Source organism: Thalassospira sp. ABL2_045 (assembly GCF_056161285.1).
On sequence record NZ_JBSWYV010000005.1, the window covers coordinates 55,935 to 73,212 of the forward strand.

At 55.3% G+C, this 17,278-nt stretch carries 13 protein-coding genes; 5 read left to right on the plus strand and 8 right to left on the minus strand.

Annotated elements, in window-relative coordinates; all coding sequences use genetic code 11:
* Positions 1–223: 223 nt before the first annotated feature.
* Positions 224–1,060, plus strand: a complete 837-nt coding sequence (locus ACXAIA_RS09460; RefSeq protein ID WP_064789404.1) for a DUF2189 domain-containing protein — start codon at positions 224–226, stop codon at positions 1,058–1,060.
* 126 nt (positions 1,061–1,186) lie between these two features.
* Here the strand turns inward: ACXAIA_RS09460 and ACXAIA_RS09465 are convergent, their stop codons facing one another.
* Positions 1,187–2,281 (minus strand): CobW family GTP-binding protein, encoded by a 1,095-nt coding sequence (locus tag ACXAIA_RS09465; RefSeq protein ID WP_475349102.1) that lies wholly within the window; start codon positions 2,279–2,281, stop codon positions 1,187–1,189.
* Between the two features lie 3 nt (positions 2,282–2,284).
* Positions 2,285–3,187 (minus strand): GTP cyclohydrolase FolE2, encoded by a 903-nt coding sequence (gene folE2, locus ACXAIA_RS09470; protein ID WP_475349103.1) that lies wholly within the window; start codon positions 3,185–3,187, stop codon positions 2,285–2,287.
* A gap of 488 nt (positions 3,188–3,675) precedes the next feature.
* Between folE2 and ACXAIA_RS09475 the strand changes: the two genes are divergently transcribed.
* Entirely contained in the window at positions 3,676–4,764 is a 1,089-nt protein-coding gene (locus ACXAIA_RS09475; RefSeq protein ID WP_475349104.1) for a lipid A deacylase LpxR family protein, read from the plus strand.
* 65 nt (positions 4,765–4,829) lie between these two features.
* On the opposite strand, the gene ACXAIA_RS09480 is transcribed toward ACXAIA_RS09475, so the two are convergent.
* Both ACXAIA_RS09480 and ACXAIA_RS09485 read right to left on the minus strand, forming a co-directional pair.
* On the minus strand, positions 4,830–6,233 hold the full coding sequence (locus ACXAIA_RS09480) for an FAD-binding oxidoreductase (protein WP_475349105.1): 1,404 nt from the start codon (positions 6,231–6,233) through the stop codon (positions 4,830–4,832).
* A 265-nt stretch (positions 6,234–6,498) separates the two neighbouring features.
* Positions 6,499–7,206: a TIGR00266 family protein gene (locus ACXAIA_RS09485; RefSeq protein WP_064789406.1), complete on the minus strand. Its 708-nt coding sequence runs from the start codon at positions 7,204–7,206 to the stop codon at positions 6,499–6,501.
* A 331-nt stretch (positions 7,207–7,537) separates the two neighbouring features.
* On the opposite strand from ACXAIA_RS09485, the gene ACXAIA_RS09490 reads away from it, so the two are divergent.
* The 3 genes from ACXAIA_RS09490 to ACXAIA_RS09500 all read left to right on the plus strand — a co-directional run bounded on the left by ACXAIA_RS09490 (position 7,538) and on the right by ACXAIA_RS09500 (position 9,615).
* Positions 7,538–8,494 (plus strand): sensor domain-containing diguanylate cyclase, encoded by a 957-nt coding sequence (locus tag ACXAIA_RS09490; RefSeq protein WP_475349106.1) that lies wholly within the window; start codon positions 7,538–7,540, stop codon positions 8,492–8,494.
* Between the two features lie 155 nt (positions 8,495–8,649).
* Positions 8,650–9,126, plus strand: a complete 477-nt coding sequence (locus tag ACXAIA_RS09495; RefSeq protein WP_475349107.1) for an N-acetyltransferase family protein — start codon at positions 8,650–8,652, stop codon at positions 9,124–9,126.
* Positions 9,127–9,357: 231 nt separating this feature from the next.
* Positions 9,358–9,615, plus strand: coding sequence for a YjhX family toxin (locus ACXAIA_RS09500; RefSeq protein ID WP_064789409.1), 258 nt, complete (start codon positions 9,358–9,360; stop codon positions 9,613–9,615).
* Positions 9,616–9,678: 63 nt separating this feature from the next.
* Here the strand turns inward: ACXAIA_RS09500 and ACXAIA_RS09505 are convergent, their stop codons facing one another.
* The 4 genes from ACXAIA_RS09505 to ACXAIA_RS09520 form a co-directional block, all read right to left on the minus strand.
* On the minus strand, positions 9,679–11,355 hold the full coding sequence (locus ACXAIA_RS09505; protein ID WP_475349108.1) for an FMN-binding glutamate synthase family protein: 1,677 nt from the start codon (positions 11,353–11,355) through the stop codon (positions 9,679–9,681).
* Positions 11,356–11,666: 311 nt separating this feature from the next.
* Positions 11,667–15,308, minus strand: coding sequence for a hydantoinase B/oxoprolinase family protein (locus tag ACXAIA_RS09510; RefSeq protein WP_475349109.1), 3,642 nt, complete (start codon positions 15,306–15,308; stop codon positions 11,667–11,669).
* Positions 15,309–15,376: 68 nt separating this feature from the next.
* Positions 15,377–16,678 carry a TRAP transporter large permease gene (locus ACXAIA_RS09515; protein WP_475349110.1) on the minus strand — a complete coding sequence of 434 codons (1,302 nt, stop codon included), beginning with the start codon at positions 16,676–16,678 and terminating at the stop codon, positions 15,377–15,379.
* 10 nt (positions 16,679–16,688) lie between these two features.
* Positions 16,689–17,201, minus strand: coding sequence for a TRAP transporter small permease (locus ACXAIA_RS09520; protein WP_475349111.1), 513 nt, complete (start codon positions 17,199–17,201; stop codon positions 16,689–16,691).
* Positions 17,202–17,278: the final 77 nt, after the last annotated feature.

The following is a 17,278-nucleotide window of genomic DNA, read 5'->3' on the forward strand; positions in this document are numbered from 1 at the left end:
TTTTACATTATTTTGAAGAATTACAAACAGAACCGGAATCCACGGAAAGAAAACCTTTAACGCCGTTTGCGAATTTACCAACCGGCGAAATACGTAGTTTAAAATCAATTGGATGGTGGAAATCGGCTTTCAAAATGATACATTTTATAAAACAAAAAATTCAATCCTGACTTTCATTCCAACCGGATGATCGTTGTACGCAATCGCGACAGGGAGGATTAAAATGACCGATACAACAATCGAAACGCCAGAAAAAGCGGTCGACCCCGGGCAGCGCGGAATCGCTGTACGTACCATCACCACCGACCAATCCGGTGCCTGGCTGCAGGCCGGGTGGCGCGATTTCAAACGAACACCGGCCATTGGCCTGACCTATGGCGCGCTTTGTACGATTGCCGGCTGGCTGATCGTGCTCAGCATTTTCCGATCCGGCCAACCCTATCTCACCTTGCCGCTTGCGGCGGGCTTCATGTTGTTGGCCCCGTTGGTGGCTGTCGGACTTTATGAAACAAGCCGCCGGCTTGAGATGGGCGAAAATGTCACTCTTTGGCACAGTTTGAATGGTTTTCGCCGCAACCCCGGCCAGATCGGGGCGATTGGTGTGCTGTTGATGCTGTTCTTCTTGGCCTGGACGCGCATTGCGATGTTGCTGTTTGCGCTGTTTTACAACGGCACCATGCCATCGCTTGACGTTCTGGTCTGGGAAACCTTCTTTTCGCGTGATGCGATCACCTTCCTGATCACCGGCGGCCTGATTGGTGGTGTCCTTGCCATCATTGCCTTTGCGGTTTCGGTCGTCTCGATCCCGCTTCTGGTCGATCGCGATGTTGATGTGATCACCGCTGTCATCATCAGTGTCTCGGCATTTCGCAAGAACTGGAAGGTTCTGGTGGGCTGGGGCGCGGTGATTGCCATCCTTTCAGCCTGTGGCATGGTCGTATTCATGTTCGGACTGGCGATCACGATGCCGCTTCTGGGCTTCTCAAGCTGGCATGCCTATCGCGGGATCATTGATGAAAGTCAGGCCGAAATGGCCCGACTACGCCGCCAAGTTCCCTGATCAAGTTCCCTGATAATGTCTTTCCGTTCGGACCGGAGCGACATAAAAGGCCCCCGCCTATTAATATGGACGGGGGCCTTTATGCGTTGTCGAGGTCGGTCTTAACCGAGTTTCCAGCCAAATTATCTAGAGCCCGTCGCTGTGGTTGGCGCCTGGAATGACCCCGGGGAACTGACGAAAAGCATCCTCAATTTCAGCTTTGTCGACATTGTGAGTAATGAAGACCAAATCGGACCGGTCACCATTTGCGGAACCTGATTGCAACTGTGTCAGCGGATGCAAGATATGCTGAACGCCATGGACGATGAACGGCTGATCGTATCCTTCGACATTCAGGATACCTTTCACCCGCAAAATCTTGTCGCCCATAAAGCCTTCCAACACCTCAAGCCATTCATCCAGAGCATCTTTGGCAATAGGTGTCTGGGCTGAAAAACAATAGGAGTTAATCCCGTCATCCTGCGCGTGGTGGTGGACATGATGATGGTGATCATGCGGTTCGTCGTCATGGTGGTGATGTTCGTGACCGCAAGGTTCAGCGCTCACTTCTGGTGAACTGTCCGTAACGCCAAAACGATTTTCGCCCGCTGCGCCCAGTTCAAGGTTTATAACCGTGGACGGACTGACAATGCCGTTCTGAACCATAACCCTTGGCGCAAGTGGATTGATCTCGTCAATTTGATCGTTGAACATATCTGATGCACCAGTCTGCACCAGATCGGTTTTGGCTATCAGCAGAACATCAGCCAATGCGATTTGCTTTACTGCTTCGTCATGCTTTGCAAGCGTATCGGCGCCATTGACCATATCAACCACGGTTACAATACCATCCAGTTTGTATTTCGATGATATCTGCGGATTGGTCATGATGGTGTTGATGATCGGCGCCGGGTCAGCAAGACCGGTTGTTTCAATCACAACGCGCGAAAACTGTCTTTTGCCCTGACGTGAAAAACGCCAGGTAATGTCGCGCAATGTCTTGACCAGATCACTGCGGATTGTGCAGCACATGCAACCACTATTGAGCTGTGCAACCGGAGTTTCGGTGCTGTGCGACACCAGAATATGATCAAGCCCGATTTCGCCAAACTCATTGACAATCACCAGCGCATCGGAAAGTTCCGGCTGAGTGATCAGGTGATTGAGAACCGTCGTTTTGCCACTGCCCAGAAAGCCCGTAAGCAAGGTGATCGGGATTAATTCTGATTTCTGTTGGCTCATTAATTACCAGGCCTCTCGGGTGCCCCATGCGACCGCGTCATGGGGGTGCAGGCTTTCAAAATGTCTTACATGAACGGATGGTTCCAAATACCCATCAAGTGCCGTTTCAATGCGCCGTGCCGCATCCTCGACAAACATCAGGTTTTGGCCATTCAATACCGCAAAGGCCTGTTCATCTTCCCGTTTTACCGCAGTCTGCACCGGCGTTCCAAGCGCGGCTTCAACACAATCAATCAAGTTCAACAGACCAAGTGTCTCCCCGTCATGGGCAAGCATGACGGACACGCGCGCTTGACTGCGCTGGCTATGGGGTGTGGCAAGCGTCCCGTGATCTCGGAGCCAACTGGATACTTCGCTGGCGTCAACCGGGTCTGACGCGCCAAATTGCGCCTGAAAACCCTGTTCCAACATTTGCCGTGACAAGGCCGCCGAACAGGGGCAGGTCGATGAATAAGCAATCGAAACTTCCGCAGAGCATTCAAATCTTTTACCGCGAAGAACCGCGTCTATGCGTATCGGATAGGATTTCCATCCAGATAAACCTTCGCTCAACAATGCCGGCCGCCTGACAAGAAGATCAAAACACAGCCGCATTCGGGCGTTGCCTGTCTCGCAAGTGCCATGACTTTCCACCATTTGCCTCAGCAAATTCTGCGACACTTGCGGCGATAGTGCTTCGCCGTCCGCCAGTTGATCGAGCAAACGATAAAGACGTGACATGTGAATACCCTTTACTTGCGGGGCAGGTAAATCCACATGCACGTCCGCACGCGCATGAACAGTGCGAACACACGCACCCTCATTGATCGATACCGGCAAATCAATGTCGTTCATTCCAACCCAGGACAATGGGCTTTGGTGCTTTGCGCTATCGGCAAGGCTGACATCAGGCAATTGGACGTTCATCAAAATTCCATTCATTGTCGATCAGATATGGCGCTTCAGGAAGTGAGCAATCAGGATTTCAAGGCGCGGTGGCGTCCACGTGGAGCTTGGCGAACCTCAAGCACCAAAGAACGATCGGTACGTTGGAACTTCGGAGAATACCGCACCAGCTGATCATCAGGCTTCAACACGCCACGAGTTATGTAACGTTATAACATAACTATTCTTTAGTTTCATTCAAGAGTCCATCAGAAGGCGCGCCGTTGAATCTTGCGCATCACTCAAAGCGCCCCTTCAGCAAAGCTGATCGAAACCAAAAAAGATGACCGCACGGGAACAAAACCCGCCCTTGGCGGTTTAAGCTTTGTGGCGACCAATCCGTTTCCGTGCGGTGAGATATCGTTCACGGCCCCGTAAACTTCACTGGCAAGCTTGCCATAAATTGTCCAAGATCAGTCGGCACCAGATCACTATCTGGCAACCAACTGCATTTACGAGTTAATTTGATCATGCATCAGGCCCGTGCGCTTCGCCACGTTATCGCCATCTCTGCCCCGCTGTTCGCGCTGCTTGCGGGCACACCAGGCGCATTTGCGCAAACCGATACGTCAGATGGACCGCAATCGACCCGTACGCCGGATGACAAGTGGGGCGTGTCGCTGTCGGTCGAGAACGATCTGTTTACGCCCACCAACAGCGATCAGCATTACACAAACGGTGTGCGTCTTGCCTTCATCTCGCCCGAGGATAGCGCGCCTGCGAGTTTTCTGAACGTTGCCAAACAAATCCCGTTCTTTGCATCTGATGGTCGTATCCGCACCAGCTATTCGCTGGGCCAGACCATGTACACGCCTGATGACATCACGGTTGCCGAAAATCAGCCCGATGACCGACCATGGGCAGGGATGCTTTATGGTACGGCCGGGCTTGTGTCTGATACCGGCCTTCGGGAAAAGGGATCAGATAGCAACTATTCGCGCATTGATACGCTTGAGCTGACCCTTGGTGTGGTGGGACCGGCATCGCTTGCCGATGAAACGCAGTCCTTTGTCCATAAGCAGATCAACAGCCCCCACCCCGAAGGCTGGGACAATCAGATCAAGAACGAACCGATCATTGGCCTGACCTATGAACGCAAATATCGCGGCTGGTTCGAAGCTGACCTTTTGGGTGTTGAATTTGATGCCACCCCGCACGGCGCAGTCACCCTTGGTAATGCCTTTACCAATGCAGAGCTCGGCACCATGTTCCGCATGGGCTTTGACCTGCCGGCCGATTATGGGCCGCCGCGCATTCGCCCCAGCTTGCCGGGATCGGATTTCTTTGTGCCCGATACCGAGGGCTTCCCGCTGAGCGGTTATATCTTTGCCGGGTTTGCAGGGCGCTACGTCGCGCGTGACATCACGCTTGATGGCAATACCTTTGCCGATAGCGCATCAGTCGACAAGGAACCATGGGTCGGTGATCTGCAGATCGGTCTGGCCGTCATCATTGGCCAGGCGCGCCTGACCTACACCCATGTCTATCGCACGCCGGAATTCACCGCCCAAAGTGGTGCGGATCAATTCGGGTCGCTATCGCTTTCCTTCCGCTTCTGAGCAAAAACAAAAACGGGGCCAAATGGCCCCGTTTTCAATCAGATAACCCTATTGGTCTGATGATATCAAAGACCCGGGATCAGCTTGCCCGGATTCATCAGACCTTTGGGATCAAGCGCGGTTTTGATGGCACGCATGACTGCAATGGTGTCCTCACCATGTTCGGTCACCATGAAATCAAGCTTGCCGTATCCAATGCCATGCTCACCAGTGCAGGTGCCCCCAAGCTTGAGCGCGCGTTCGACCATGCGACGGTGCAAACGGTTGGCTTCTTCCATCTGGGTCGGATCTTCTGGATCAAGCAGGATCAGGGTATGGAAGTTGCCATCACCTACATGACCAATGATCGTGCAGGTCAGCGGGCTGGCATCGCAATCAGCACGGGTTTCCGAAATCGCTTCGGCCAGTTTTGAAATCGGCACGCAGACATCGGTCGGCATGCCGGCCTTGCCCGGTTCAAGCTGAAGCGACGCGTAATAGGCCTTGTGGCGTGCGGCCCAAAGCTTGTTGCGATCTTCCTGACGGGTCGCCCACTGAAATTCCTCGGCCCCGAATTCTTCGGCAACAGATTGCACGAATTCCGCCTGCTCCTTCACCCCGGCCTCGGTGCCATGGAATTCAAAGAACAGGGTCGGTGCTTCCTTATGGTCCAGCTTGGAATAGTTATTGACCGCGCGGACCTGCAACGGATCAAGGAACTCGATACGTGCGACAGGAATACCGGCCTGAATGGTCAGGATGACGGTATTGACCGCATCTTCGACCGTCGGGAAGGCACAAACAGCCGCCGACATCGCTTCGGGGATGCCATAAAGCTTAAGGGCGATTTCGGTAATCACACCCAGCGTCCCTTCGGAGCCGACAAACAACCGGGTCAGGTCATAACCCGCCGATGATTTCCGCGCACGGTTGGCAGTCTTGATGATTTTGCCATCCGGAGTAACAACCGTCAGGCTCAGCACGTTTTCACGCATGGTGCCGTAACGCACCGCGTTGGTGCCCGATGCACGGGTCGCGGTCATGCCGCCGATCGAGGCATTTGCACCCGGATCAATCGGGAAGAACAAGCCGGTATCGCGCAGATGGTCATTAAGCTGTTCACGGGTCACACCGGCCTGAACACGGCAATCAAGATCCTCGTTATTGACCTCAAGAATCTGGTTCATCTGTGACACATCAATGCAAATCCCACCCCGCAGGGCCGCAACATGGCCTTCAAGTGAGGAACCCGTGCCAAACGGGACAATCGGCACATCATGGGCGGCGCAAAGCTTGACCACTTCTGCGACTTCCTCGGTCGAGTTTGCAAAGACCACCGCATCGGGCGGGGATGCTTCATGCCAGCTTTCATCCTTGCCATGCTGTTCCAGCACAGATGCGGATGTCGAAAGGCGATCACCAAGCATCTCGCGAAGCGCGTTGATCAGACTTTCCGGGGTTTCGATACGTTCATACTCACGAACTGACATGATTTTACTCTTTCGGCCTGTGTGGTCCTGATGGCGTTTATCCGGAATGCCTTTTCAGTGTGGGGAAGGCAACAGCGGACAGAAATTTGGCAGACACCCTACGCCGTGATGCGCCAAATTGGTATTACCTTTTGCCGGAAAACAGCAAAAAATTATCACGCCCCATCCCTAAAAGGTATTTGGGGATACCGCCCCTATATTGAAGGGCGATATCCCGCTACGCTTTTTTTTAAGCGGCAAACGGCATCCGGACCGCTTCTCAGACTTAGCCCTTATTGCGGTCCTGCGGCAGGGCCGCGGCAATACGATCCGCCAGGCGCGAGAATGGCAGGCTTTGCAGCCAGACGGTGCCCGGACCTTCAAGGGTTGTGACAAACAGTCCCTCTCCACCAAACAGCGCGTTGGTGAAACCGCCAATAAATTTGATGGAATAATCAACAGATGGCGTCATCGCGACCAGCGCACCGGTATCAACCCGAAGCGTTTCGCCTGCCTGCAAATCCTTGCGAATAATGGTGCCGCCCGCATGCATGAATGCCATGCCATCACCGCTCAGACGCTGCAGGATGAAACCTTCGCCGCCAAACAGACCGGCACCGAGTTTCTTGGAAAAGGCGATGTCGATATCAATGCCCGATGCCGCACACAGAAACGCATCCTTCTGACAGACGATCTCGCCACCATGTTCCGCCAGATCAAGCGGCACGACCTTGCCGGGATAGGGGGCGGCAAAGGCAACATGCCCCTTGCCCGATCCTTCATGGACAAAGCTTGTAATAAAGAAACCCTCGCCGGTCAGCATGCGTTTGAACCCGGAAAACAGGCCGCCACCAGTACCGGTCTGCATGGCGATGCCATCGCCCATATACATCATGGCGCCGGCCTCGGCCCGAACGCCTTCGCCCGGATCAAGTTCGATTTCAACCAACTGCATCTCTTCGCCATGGATCGTATAATCGATCACGTCTGCCATCCGGGCGTCTCCTGTTTATCTGAATGGATCGGATTTATCGGACAAGTTTGGAACCTGTCGGGTTCAATCGCAAGAAAAAGGGGCAAAAACACGACATCAACAGCAGCCGGTGCAGCCGTACACGGCCAGTTTGGCCCATTTATACGCTTGTTCGAAAAACCACCCTCAAGATGTTGATGGAAAAGCATTTTGTTAAGTAGTTTCTTATACTTCCTTATAGTACTGTGTTATGATGTATAAAGCGTTGATCAAGCTCTGTGATCGCTAGGGGACAAAGGCACGTGCGATGGTCTTGCTAAGGAAAGTCGACTGGATCACTCAGGACGAGGCCATGACGGCGTCGCTTGACAAGTGGCAACGTGTTGTTGATCTGATGACCAAGTTGCTCGGTGCGACGGCGGGTTACGTCATTGAATACAATGAAAAATACGGTTATCGCGCCGCACTGACCAGCCAAAACCCCGACAATCCCCATCCGCGCGTTTCGGGAAAACCCAAACCCCTGAATTCCAATGTCTATTGCCGCCGAGTGGTGGAAACCAAACTTTCGCTTTATGAACGCGACGCCAGCAACAAACCCGAATGGGCTGATAACCCTGAGGTGACCGAGGCAGGCTATATCTCCTATCTCGGCATTCCGCTTTTATGGCCGAACGGGACGGTATTTGGCACGCTGTGTGTGTTTGATCGCAAGCCGACCGGTTATGGCAATACGCTTCAGGAATTGATGGAAGTTTTCCGCGATTTGATCGAAGCGGATCTGCGTCTGTATGAGCAGTATGAAATCATGCGCAACCTGTCGATGACCGATCCGCTGACCGGCATGAACAACCGCGCTGGCTTTGAATTGCTCGCCCATCAGAAAATCCGCATCGCCAAACGCTATCACCACAATATCGGGATCATCTTTATCGATCTTGATAACATGAAACACTGGAACGATGATTATGGCCATGCCGCCGGTGACGCAGCACTGCGTGCTGTCGGCAAGGCCATCTCTGATAGCATCCGCGAAGTCGATATTTGCGGACGCATCGGCGGGGACGAGTTCGCCGTTCTGGGCTATGTCCGCAATCGGGGCGATCTGACAACCATCATCACCCGGCTGCGCAACGCCCTTGATCAGGTCAAATTGACCGTGCCGACGTCAAAATCACCGATCCGCGAAACACCACAAATCAGTTCCGGTGCCTCGGTCTTCTTTGAGCCGCTTGATAAAAGCCTTGACGACATGATGGCCGTGGCCGACCTTGAGATGTATCGCGACAAGAAAAGCCGCCGCAAATAACGGCCTTTTCAACCCTCCTCCGCCCTCACCAAGTCATCACCAAATTGTCACGCCCACCCGTGGCCGCGGCGTGGCATTAACCTCCCGGTATTCTTTTTGGGGGAAACTGAACCCAAAGGGCCTACCCTTAAGAACAATGACTTAGAGTGCCTGATATGCAAATACGCCAAGGGAACACTGACGACCTGTCAGACGTGCGTGCGCTTTCCGAACGCGCGACAGAAGCCTGCTGTCTTGTGGAAGAACTGGACGAGACAACCACTTCACTTGCGCGCGGTCTGACTGATGCGGCCCTTGATGCGTTCGCCGCCGGTATTGGTTCAGACAATCATTCTGTCTATGTCGCGGCACGTGATGATGTGCTTCTGGGCTATGTCATTGCCATCCATGATGCCCCTGAAATCCGCTGGATCGTTGTTGATCCCACAGCACAAGGCAGCGGTGCGGGCAAGGCGTTGATGATTGCAGCCCTTGATGCCCTGGCCGAACGCGGGGTTCGCAGCAATGTGCGTCTGACCGTTCCGGTGAACAACGAACGCGCCAAGGCGTTTTACCGTAAATTCGGCTTCATGGTGACCGGCCCGGTCAATGACCATCAGGTTCCCATGCTGGAAATGCAGCGCGCGGCTTGACAAATGTGCGTAATCGGACAACTTTGCGTCCGAACCTTAATCGGAGATCTCATGTCAGAGTCCCGGCACAGCCGCTGATCGCGGTTTGACAGCCCAGAGTCTTTCAAAGCCAGACCGCTGATCAGCAGATCGGACCGCCTGCCCGACCTTAAATCGGGTGCGCGTGACCGGTACTGTTGTGCCCGTCCCGATCGGAAACCGTTTTACCAACTGGTTTTCGGACTTTGACCGATGAATATTTCAAAGAATGAACAGCGCGTGCTGCATGCACTCGCTCAAGGCGGCCTGATCAAAGTGATCAAGGACGACAAAAACCATGTTCTCGAAGCAGATTGTATTACCCGCGACGGATGGTTTCTGACCGCCTGTACGCTTGATGTCTTCAAGAAATTGCGCAAACGCCGCCTGATCCGCAGCCAAGGGGGTGCGCCATACCGCATCACCCGTGACGGGCTCCTCGCGGTTCGCGCAGAACTGTGTCAACGCTAACAGCAAAGCCCGGCTGCAATCACAGCCGGGCTTTGTCCGCTTTATCCGAATTGGCCGTTGTTGTTATTGCGCGGCCTTCTCGCCCGCAATCGCCTTTGCACGTTTATAGGGCCCGACCGGGATTTCCTTGGGTGCGAAGGTTTCCGGGGATGCGCGTTCCCAACGCGAATGCCATTCATGCAGTTCCGGCGTTTCGGTTTCTGCAAGAAGGAAGCCCTCGGGAAGATACGGATAGGCTTCGTTGCCATCGACGAATTCGTTGTCTTTCTGGCGCACCATGAAGTGATAGGGCATGAAGTTGCGCGGGTCGGTCAGGCCTGCCGCCCCGGTGATTTCCGCCAGGGCATGCATGGTGTTGCTGTGGAAGCGCGCGACACGTTCGCTTTTATCGCCCGGATCAAGGGCGCGTTGGCGGATTTTGTCTTGCGTCGCGATCCCGACCGGGCAGCAGTTGGTATGGCAGCTTTGCGCCTGAATACAGCCCAGCGCAAACATGAAACCACGGGCCGCATTTACCCAATCCGCGCCAAGGGCCAGTGTCCGGGCGATATCAAAGGCCGAGACGATTTTGCCCGCCGCCCCGATCTTGATCTGATCGCGCAAACCGGCCCCGCGCAGCGCATTATGGACGAATGTCAGGCCTTCTTGCATCGGCATGCCGACATGGTTGGCAAACTCGACCGGGGCGGCACCGGTGCCACCTTCCTTGCCATCGACCACGACAAAGTCCGGGGTGATGCCGGTTTTAAGCATTGCCTTGATGATCGACATGAATTCCCGACGATGGCCAATGCACAGCTTGAACCCGACCGGTTTGCCGCCAGAAAGATCACGCAAGCGACCGATGAATTCCATCAGGCCAACCGGGGTGGAAAACACGCTATGGGCGGCGGGCGAGACACAATCCTGTCCCATCGGAATACCGCGCGCCTCGGCAATTTCCGGGGTAATCTTGGCTGCCGGCAACATGCCGCCATGGCCCGGTTTTGCACCCTGGCTCAGCTTCACCTCGATCATTTTGACCTGCGGGTCAGCCGCCGTTTGCGCAAACTTTTCCTCGGAAAATGTGCCGTCTTCGTTGCGTGCGCCGAAATAGCCAGACGCGACCTGATAAATCAGATCCCCACCGCCTTCGCGGTGATAGCGTGAAATGCTGCCTTCGCCGGTATCATGGGCAAAACCGCCCTTCTTGGCCCCCTTGTTAAGTGCCAAGATCGCATTGCCCGACAGCGCGCCAAAGCTCATGGCCGAGATGTTATAGAGACTGCAATCATAGGGCTGCTTGCAATTCGGTCCCCCGACGCGCACCCGAAAGTTGGTATCGCTGATGTGCTTGGGCGCGACAGAATGCGTGATCCACGAATAGCCGGATTTATAGACTTCCTCGATCGTGCCAAACGGGCGTTTGTCCTCTACGCCTTTGGCGCGCTGATAGACAAGACCGCGTGCCTGACGGCTGAACGGAATTTCGTCCTGATCACTTTCAAGCAGGTATTGGCGGATTTCCGGACGGAAGCTTTCAAGGATGAAGCGGATATGCGCGCTTATGGGATAGTTGCGCAGGATCGAGTGCTTGGTCTGATATAAATCGTGGGCCCCGACCAGCACCAGCAATCCGAATATGATGGCAGGTACCCAGAACCAGCTATCAACGGCAAGGCCCAAAATCACAGAGGCCAATGCCAAAACCACAACAGCGGCGATCACGAAATAGCGCTGGTTCAATATGAAGAATTTCACGGTGCTCTCTTCCTGTCCTGTTCAGGCCAATCTGATCCCCCGAAACACCGCCTGTGCGGGCAGGCATCTGGTATTTCGCACCCAAGATAGCAGCAACATCCACGATCATCGTTGATTTGACCACGGGCCTCAATGGCAATGTCGTTGATTTTTAATGAATCCCCATCCTCAGTGCATGTAGGGACGATGTTTCCAACATCAAGAAAAAGCCGCCTTGCAACAGGGCGCAAGGCGGCTTTGGGGACCGGAAACATCAGGTTTTTAAGGGGGGGAACACATTCCCGGCCCGGGACATCTGGTTGGGTGGGCGATCAGGCCTTGCCGTAACCGCCACCGCCCGGGGTTTCGATGACAAAGACATCGCCTGGATGCATTTCCGCACCATCGGTGCCGTTAAGCTCGATCACTGTGCCGTCGATACGTTCGATGGCATTGCGGCCAAGCTGACCGGGTTCCCCACCCTGGCATGCCTGAACCGGCACACGACGGTGGTTGGACAGGATCGATGCGGTCATGTCTTCAAGAAAACGCACACGACGGATCGCACCATCGCCGCCCTTATGCTTGCCAGCCCCACCGGAACCCTTACGGATTTCGAAGCTTTCGAGCAGCACCGGGAAGCGCCATTCAAGGACTTCCGGATCGGTCAGGCGCGAGTTGGTCATGTGCGAATGAACAGCTGCCGTGCCATCGAAGTCGGGACCAGCACCGGTACCGCCACAGATGGTTTCGTAATACTGGTGCGTATCGTTGCCCCAGGTGAAGTTGTTCATCGTACCCTGACCACCCGAAAGCACACCAAGGGCGGCATAAAGCGTATCGGTGACATGCATGCTGGTTTCAACGTTGCCGGCAACAACGGCGGCCGGGTAACGCGGATTGAGCATCGATCCTTCGGGCACGATCAGGTTGACCGGCTTCAGGCACCCGGCATTGAGCGGAATGTCATCATCAACAAGCGTTCTGAAGACATACAGCACAGCCGCACGGGTCACCGCTGACGGGGCGTTGAAGTTGTTATCAAGCTGATCGGACGTGCCGGTGAAATCGACCGTGGCCGAACGGGTTGCCTTGTCGATGGTGACCTTGACGCGGACGACCGCGCCATTATCCATCTCATAGGCGTATTCACCGTCTTTCAGCACATCGATCACACGACGCACGCTTTCTTCGGCGTTGTCCTGAACGTGCTGCATATAGGCATGCACCACATCAAGGCCGAAGTGGTCGACCATCTTGCGCAATTCCTGCACACCCTTTTCATTGGCCGCGATCTGCGCACGCAGATCGGCGATGTTCTGATAGGGGTTACGGGCCGGATATTTCGCACCTTCAAGAAGATCGGTCAGACCTTTTTCATCAAACGCCCCCTGATCAACCAGTTTGAAGTTGTTGATCAGAACGCCTTCTTCTTCAAGAACACGCGAATTCGGCGCCATGGAGCCCGGGGTGATGCCGCCAACATCGGCATGGTGACCACGCGATGCGACATAGAACAGCACTTCCTTGCCATCATCCCCAAAGACCGGCGTGATCAGGGTGATGTCAGGCAGATGCGTTCCACCATTGTACGGGTCGTTCAGCATATAAACATCGCCCGGCTTCATTTTACCGGCGTTGTTATTGATCACGGCCTGAACCGACTCACCCATCGAACCAAGGTGGACCGGCATATGCGGGGCGTTGGCGATCAGAAGGCCTTCCTGATCAAACACCGCACATGAGAAGTCCAGACGTTCCTTGATGTTGACCGAGTATGAGGTGTTGGCAAGCGTCACACCCATCTGCTCGGCAATGTTCATGAACAGGTTGTTGAACACTTCAAGCATCACCGGATCGGCCTGGGTTCCGATCGCCTCGGTCCGTTTCATCGGCACAACGCGATTGAGGATCAGGTGATCAAGACCATTGACCTTGGCTTCCCAGCCCGGATCGATCACGGTGGTGCCGACCGGCTCCACGATCACGGCCGGACCACGAACAGTCGCACCCGGTTTCAGGTTTTCACGTTTGTAGAACGGGGTCTGTTCGGTTTTACCATCAAACACGACCGGGCGGGTCGCCAGCGGCTTAAGCATGACTTCCGCGCCGTCCAGCTCGGCCGTTGCCGCCGGCAGGCTTTGGGTTTCACCAATGGCTTCGACCGCGACGGCTTCAACGACCAGCGGCTTCTCGCTCATGACAAAGCCGTAGCGCTGTTTGTGCTGCTCTTCGAACTGGGCCTTGATGGCATCGACATCGCCGAAATCAACGATGAGCGGGGTGTCGGTACCGTCATAGCGCAGATGCAGACGTTTCAGCAGGCGGATCTTGTCATCGCCAATGCCCTGCTCTTTGAGTTCCGCCAGGGCATCAACCGCCAGAACATCAAGCTGCTTATCAAGATCGGCAAGGCCGTCGGCTGCAAGCTGACCTTCGACCGCCTGCTCACGCATTGCGCGGATGTCGGCAAGGCCCATGCCATAGGCCGAGAGAACACCGGCGAACGGATGGACAAAGACCTTGGTCATGCCAAGGGTATCGGCCACCTGACAGGCATGCTGACCACCGGCACCGCCGAAGCACTGCAGGATATAGTCGCTGACATCATAGCCGCGCTGTACCGAGATCTGCTTGATCGCGTTTGCCATGTTTTCAACGGCAATGCGCAGGAAGCCCTCGGCGACTTCTTCGGGCGTGCGGATCTGGCCGGTGTTCTTTTCGATATCGGCCGCCATTTCCTCAAAACCCTTGCGGACGGCTTCGGCATTGAGCGGTTCGTCACCTTCGGGGCCAAACACATTCGGGAAGAAGTCCGGCTGAACCTTGCCCAGCATGACGTTGATATCGGTGACCGCCAGCGGACCGCCACGGCGATAGGCCGCCGGGCCCGGGTTTGCACCGGCACTGTCCGGCCCAACGCGGAAACGCGCACCATCAAAGTGCAGGATTGAACCGCCACCGGCCGCAACCGTATGGATTTTCATCATCGGCGCCCGCATGCGCACACCGGCCACCTGGGTTTCGAAATCGCGTTCGTATTCGCCGTCATAGTGCGAAACGTCAGTCGAGGTGCCGCCCATATCAAAACCGATGACCTGTTTGTAGCCATCCATTTCAGCGGTACGGACCATGCCGACAACACCGCCAGCCGGACCGGACAGGATTGCATCCTTGCCCTGGAACTTGGCGGCATCGGTCAGACCACCATTGGACTGCATGAACATCAGTTTCACGCCACCCAACTCACCGGCAACCTGTTCGACATAGCGACGCAGGATCGGCGACAGATAGGCATCGACAACCGTGGTGTCACCACGCGAAACCAGTTTCATCAACGGGCTGACCTGGTGGCTTGTCGACACCTGGGTAAAGCCGATGTCACGGGCAACCTTTTCGGCCGCCAGTTCATGGGCGGTATAGCGATAACCATGCATGAAGACGATGGCGCAGGCGCGAATGCCGCTGTCGTATACCTTTTGAAGGTCGGCACGCAGCGCATCAAGGTCCATAGCTTCGAGCTCGTTACCCTGTGCGTTAAAGCGGCCCTCAGCCTCGATCACGGTTTCATAGAGCGTTTCGGGCAGAATGATGTTGCGATCAAACAGACGCGGGCGGTTCTGATAGGCCAGACGCAGCGCATCGCGGAAGCCCTTGGTGGTGACCAGAACAGTACGGTCGCCTTTACGCTCCAGCAGGGCGTTGGTTGCAACCGTGGTGCCCATTTTGACGGCTTCGATCTTTTCGGCCGGGATCTTTTCCCCATCGGCAACCTCAAGCAGCTCGCGGATGCCCTGAATGGCGGCGTCCTTGTAGCGTTCGGGGTTTTCCGACAGCAGCTTGTGGGTGACAAGCGCGCCATTGGGTTTGCGGGCAACGATATCGGTAAAGGTGCCGCCGCGATCAATCCAGAACTGCCATTTCGGCTGTCCGGTCGTCTGCGAGGTGGGCGAATTTTGGTCGAGCGGTGCCATGATGCGCACTCCTTAAGGCATCTGTAGTCAGAAAATTCGAATATTTAAGTCAGTTCAGTCGATCGCCGTTAGCCACTCATTTGCGTTGGCAGCCAGGTCACGATCCCCGGGAAGACGGTGATCATCAGGGCGGCAAACAACAGCAAGAAGAAGAATGGCAAGGCAGCAACTGCAATCTTGAACAGGTTCTTGCCTGTCAGGCCTTGCAGCACGAAAAGGTTAAAGCCGACCGGTGGCGTGATCTGTGACATTTCGACCACCAGCACCACATAGATGCCAAACCACAGAAGGTCGATACCCGCGGCCTGCACCATCGGCAGGATCACCGAGGTGGTCAGAACCACCACCGAAATCCCGTCAAGGAAACAGCCAAGGACGATGAAGAACACGGTCAGTGCCGCCAGCAGCGCATATGGTGAAAGCTCCATCTGCGCGATCCAGGCCGCCAGTTCACGCGGCACCCCGGTAAAGCCCATGGCAACCGTCAGCACCGCCGCCCCTGCAAGAATAAAGCAGATCATGCAGGATGTGCGGGTGGCGCCCATGATGCCATCAAGCAGGCTTTCCTTGGAAAGCGAACCGCTTAGCGCTGAAAGGATCAACGCACCAACCACACCAAATGCCGCGGCCTCGGTCGGGGTGGCAACCCCGCCATAGATCGAGCCGATCACAGCCGCAATCAGAAGGATGACCGGGATCAGACGGCCCGATGCACGGATTTTCTCGGCAAAGGGAATGCTAGGCTCGGCAGCTGGCATCTTGTCCTTGTTGATCGTGGCCCAAATGCCAACGAAGCTCATGAACATGACGATCAGCATGGCACCGGGAATGACGCCGGCAACGAAAAGACGGGCGATGGAAAGCTCGGCCGAGACGCCGTAAACAATCAGGATGATCGATGGCGGGATCAGAAGACCCAGCGTACCGGAACCGGCAAGCGTGCCAAGGATCAGGCTATCGGCATAGCCCTGTTTACGAAGTTCGGGGATCGACATGCGCCCGATTGTCGCAGCCGTTGCTGCCGAAGAACCAGAGACCGCAGCAAAGATACCGCATCCCAGAATGTTCACATGCAGCAACCGGCCGGGAAGCTTGTTCAGCCATGGGGCAAGCCCGGTGAACATGTCTTCCGAAAGGCGGGACCTGAACAGGATTTCACCCATCCAGATAAACAGCGGCAGCGGCGCCAAGGACCAGGTCGCCAGGCTTGACCATGCCGTGGTGGCAATGATCGGACCGGTTTGGCCGCTGGTGAAAACATCAATGGCAAAAACGCCAATGGCAAAAAGTGCAAGTGCAACCCACAGACCAGCGCCCAGAAACAGGAACAGCAGGCCCATCAGGATCAGACCGATTTGAAGTACGTCCATGACCGCCCCCCTACTCGTTCAGTTCGTTTGCTTCGCCGCTGACAAAAGCGGGTTCGCGGCCAGCCAGAAGATCAACAAATGCTTCAAGCAGGGCGATGGTAAAGACGACAAGTCCGAACGCCATGGCGGTTTGCGGGATCCACAGCGGGAAGGCCAGAACGCCCGGCGACGTATCGCCATAAGAAAAGCTTTCCTGGGCCAGAACGGCCATCCACCAGGCAAAGTAACCGGCAAGATAGATCGCAGCCACAAGGGTGATCGCCTCAACAACGCGCTTCACACGGCCTTTAAGGTGCGAAAGAACGATCATGACCCGGATATGGGTGCCTGCACGCAGTGCCGGACCAAGGGCGAGGAACGTACCAGCCGCAAGCGAGAACCCGGCCAGTTCATTGGCGTCGTGAACCGCGATCCCGACAAGGCGCCCCAAGGACTGCGCCAGGATCAGCAGCGCGATGATGACCAGGAACGCGGCCGCCAACACGGCACTGAATTTGAATAAATAATCTAGCAGTCTGCGCACAGCAGTCCCCCTTTCCGCCAACGATTATCCCCAAAGCGACTTATCGCACGAACGGACAGTAACATTAAAATGTGCGG

Bases quoted from the DNA above. Each gene is read 5' to 3' on its own strand.
- ACXAIA_RS09460 (WP_064789404.1), top strand. From the start codon at position 224: ATGACCGATACAACAATCGAAACGCCAGAAAAAGCGGTCGACCCCGGG.
- ACXAIA_RS09465 (WP_475349102.1), bottom strand. From the start codon at position 2,281: ATGAGCCAACAGAAATCAGAATTAATCCCGATCACCTTGCTTACGGGC.
- folE2 (WP_475349103.1), bottom strand. From the start codon at position 3,187: ATGAACGTCCAATTGCCTGATGTCAGCCTTGCCGATAGCGCAAAGCAC.
- ACXAIA_RS09475 (WP_475349104.1), top strand. From the start codon at position 3,676: ATGCATCAGGCCCGTGCGCTTCGCCACGTTATCGCCATCTCTGCCCCG.
- ACXAIA_RS09480 (WP_475349105.1), bottom strand. From the start codon at position 6,233: ATGTCAGTTCGTGAGTATGAACGTATCGAAACCCCGGAAAGTCTGATC.
- ACXAIA_RS09485 (WP_064789406.1), bottom strand. From the start codon at position 7,206: ATGGCAGACGTGATCGATTATACGATCCATGGCGAAGAGATGCAGTTG.
- ACXAIA_RS09490 (WP_475349106.1), top strand. From the start codon at position 7,538: ATGACGGCGTCGCTTGACAAGTGGCAACGTGTTGTTGATCTGATGACC.
- ACXAIA_RS09495 (WP_475349107.1), top strand. From the start codon at position 8,650: ATGCAAATACGCCAAGGGAACACTGACGACCTGTCAGACGTGCGTGCG.
- ACXAIA_RS09500 (WP_064789409.1), top strand. From the start codon at position 9,358: ATGAATATTTCAAAGAATGAACAGCGCGTGCTGCATGCACTCGCTCAA.
- ACXAIA_RS09510 (WP_475349109.1), bottom strand. From the start codon at position 15,308: ATGGCACCGCTCGACCAAAATTCGCCCACCTCGCAGACGACCGGACAG.
- ACXAIA_RS09515 (WP_475349110.1), bottom strand. From the start codon at position 16,678: ATGGACGTACTTCAAATCGGTCTGATCCTGATGGGCCTGCTGTTCCTG.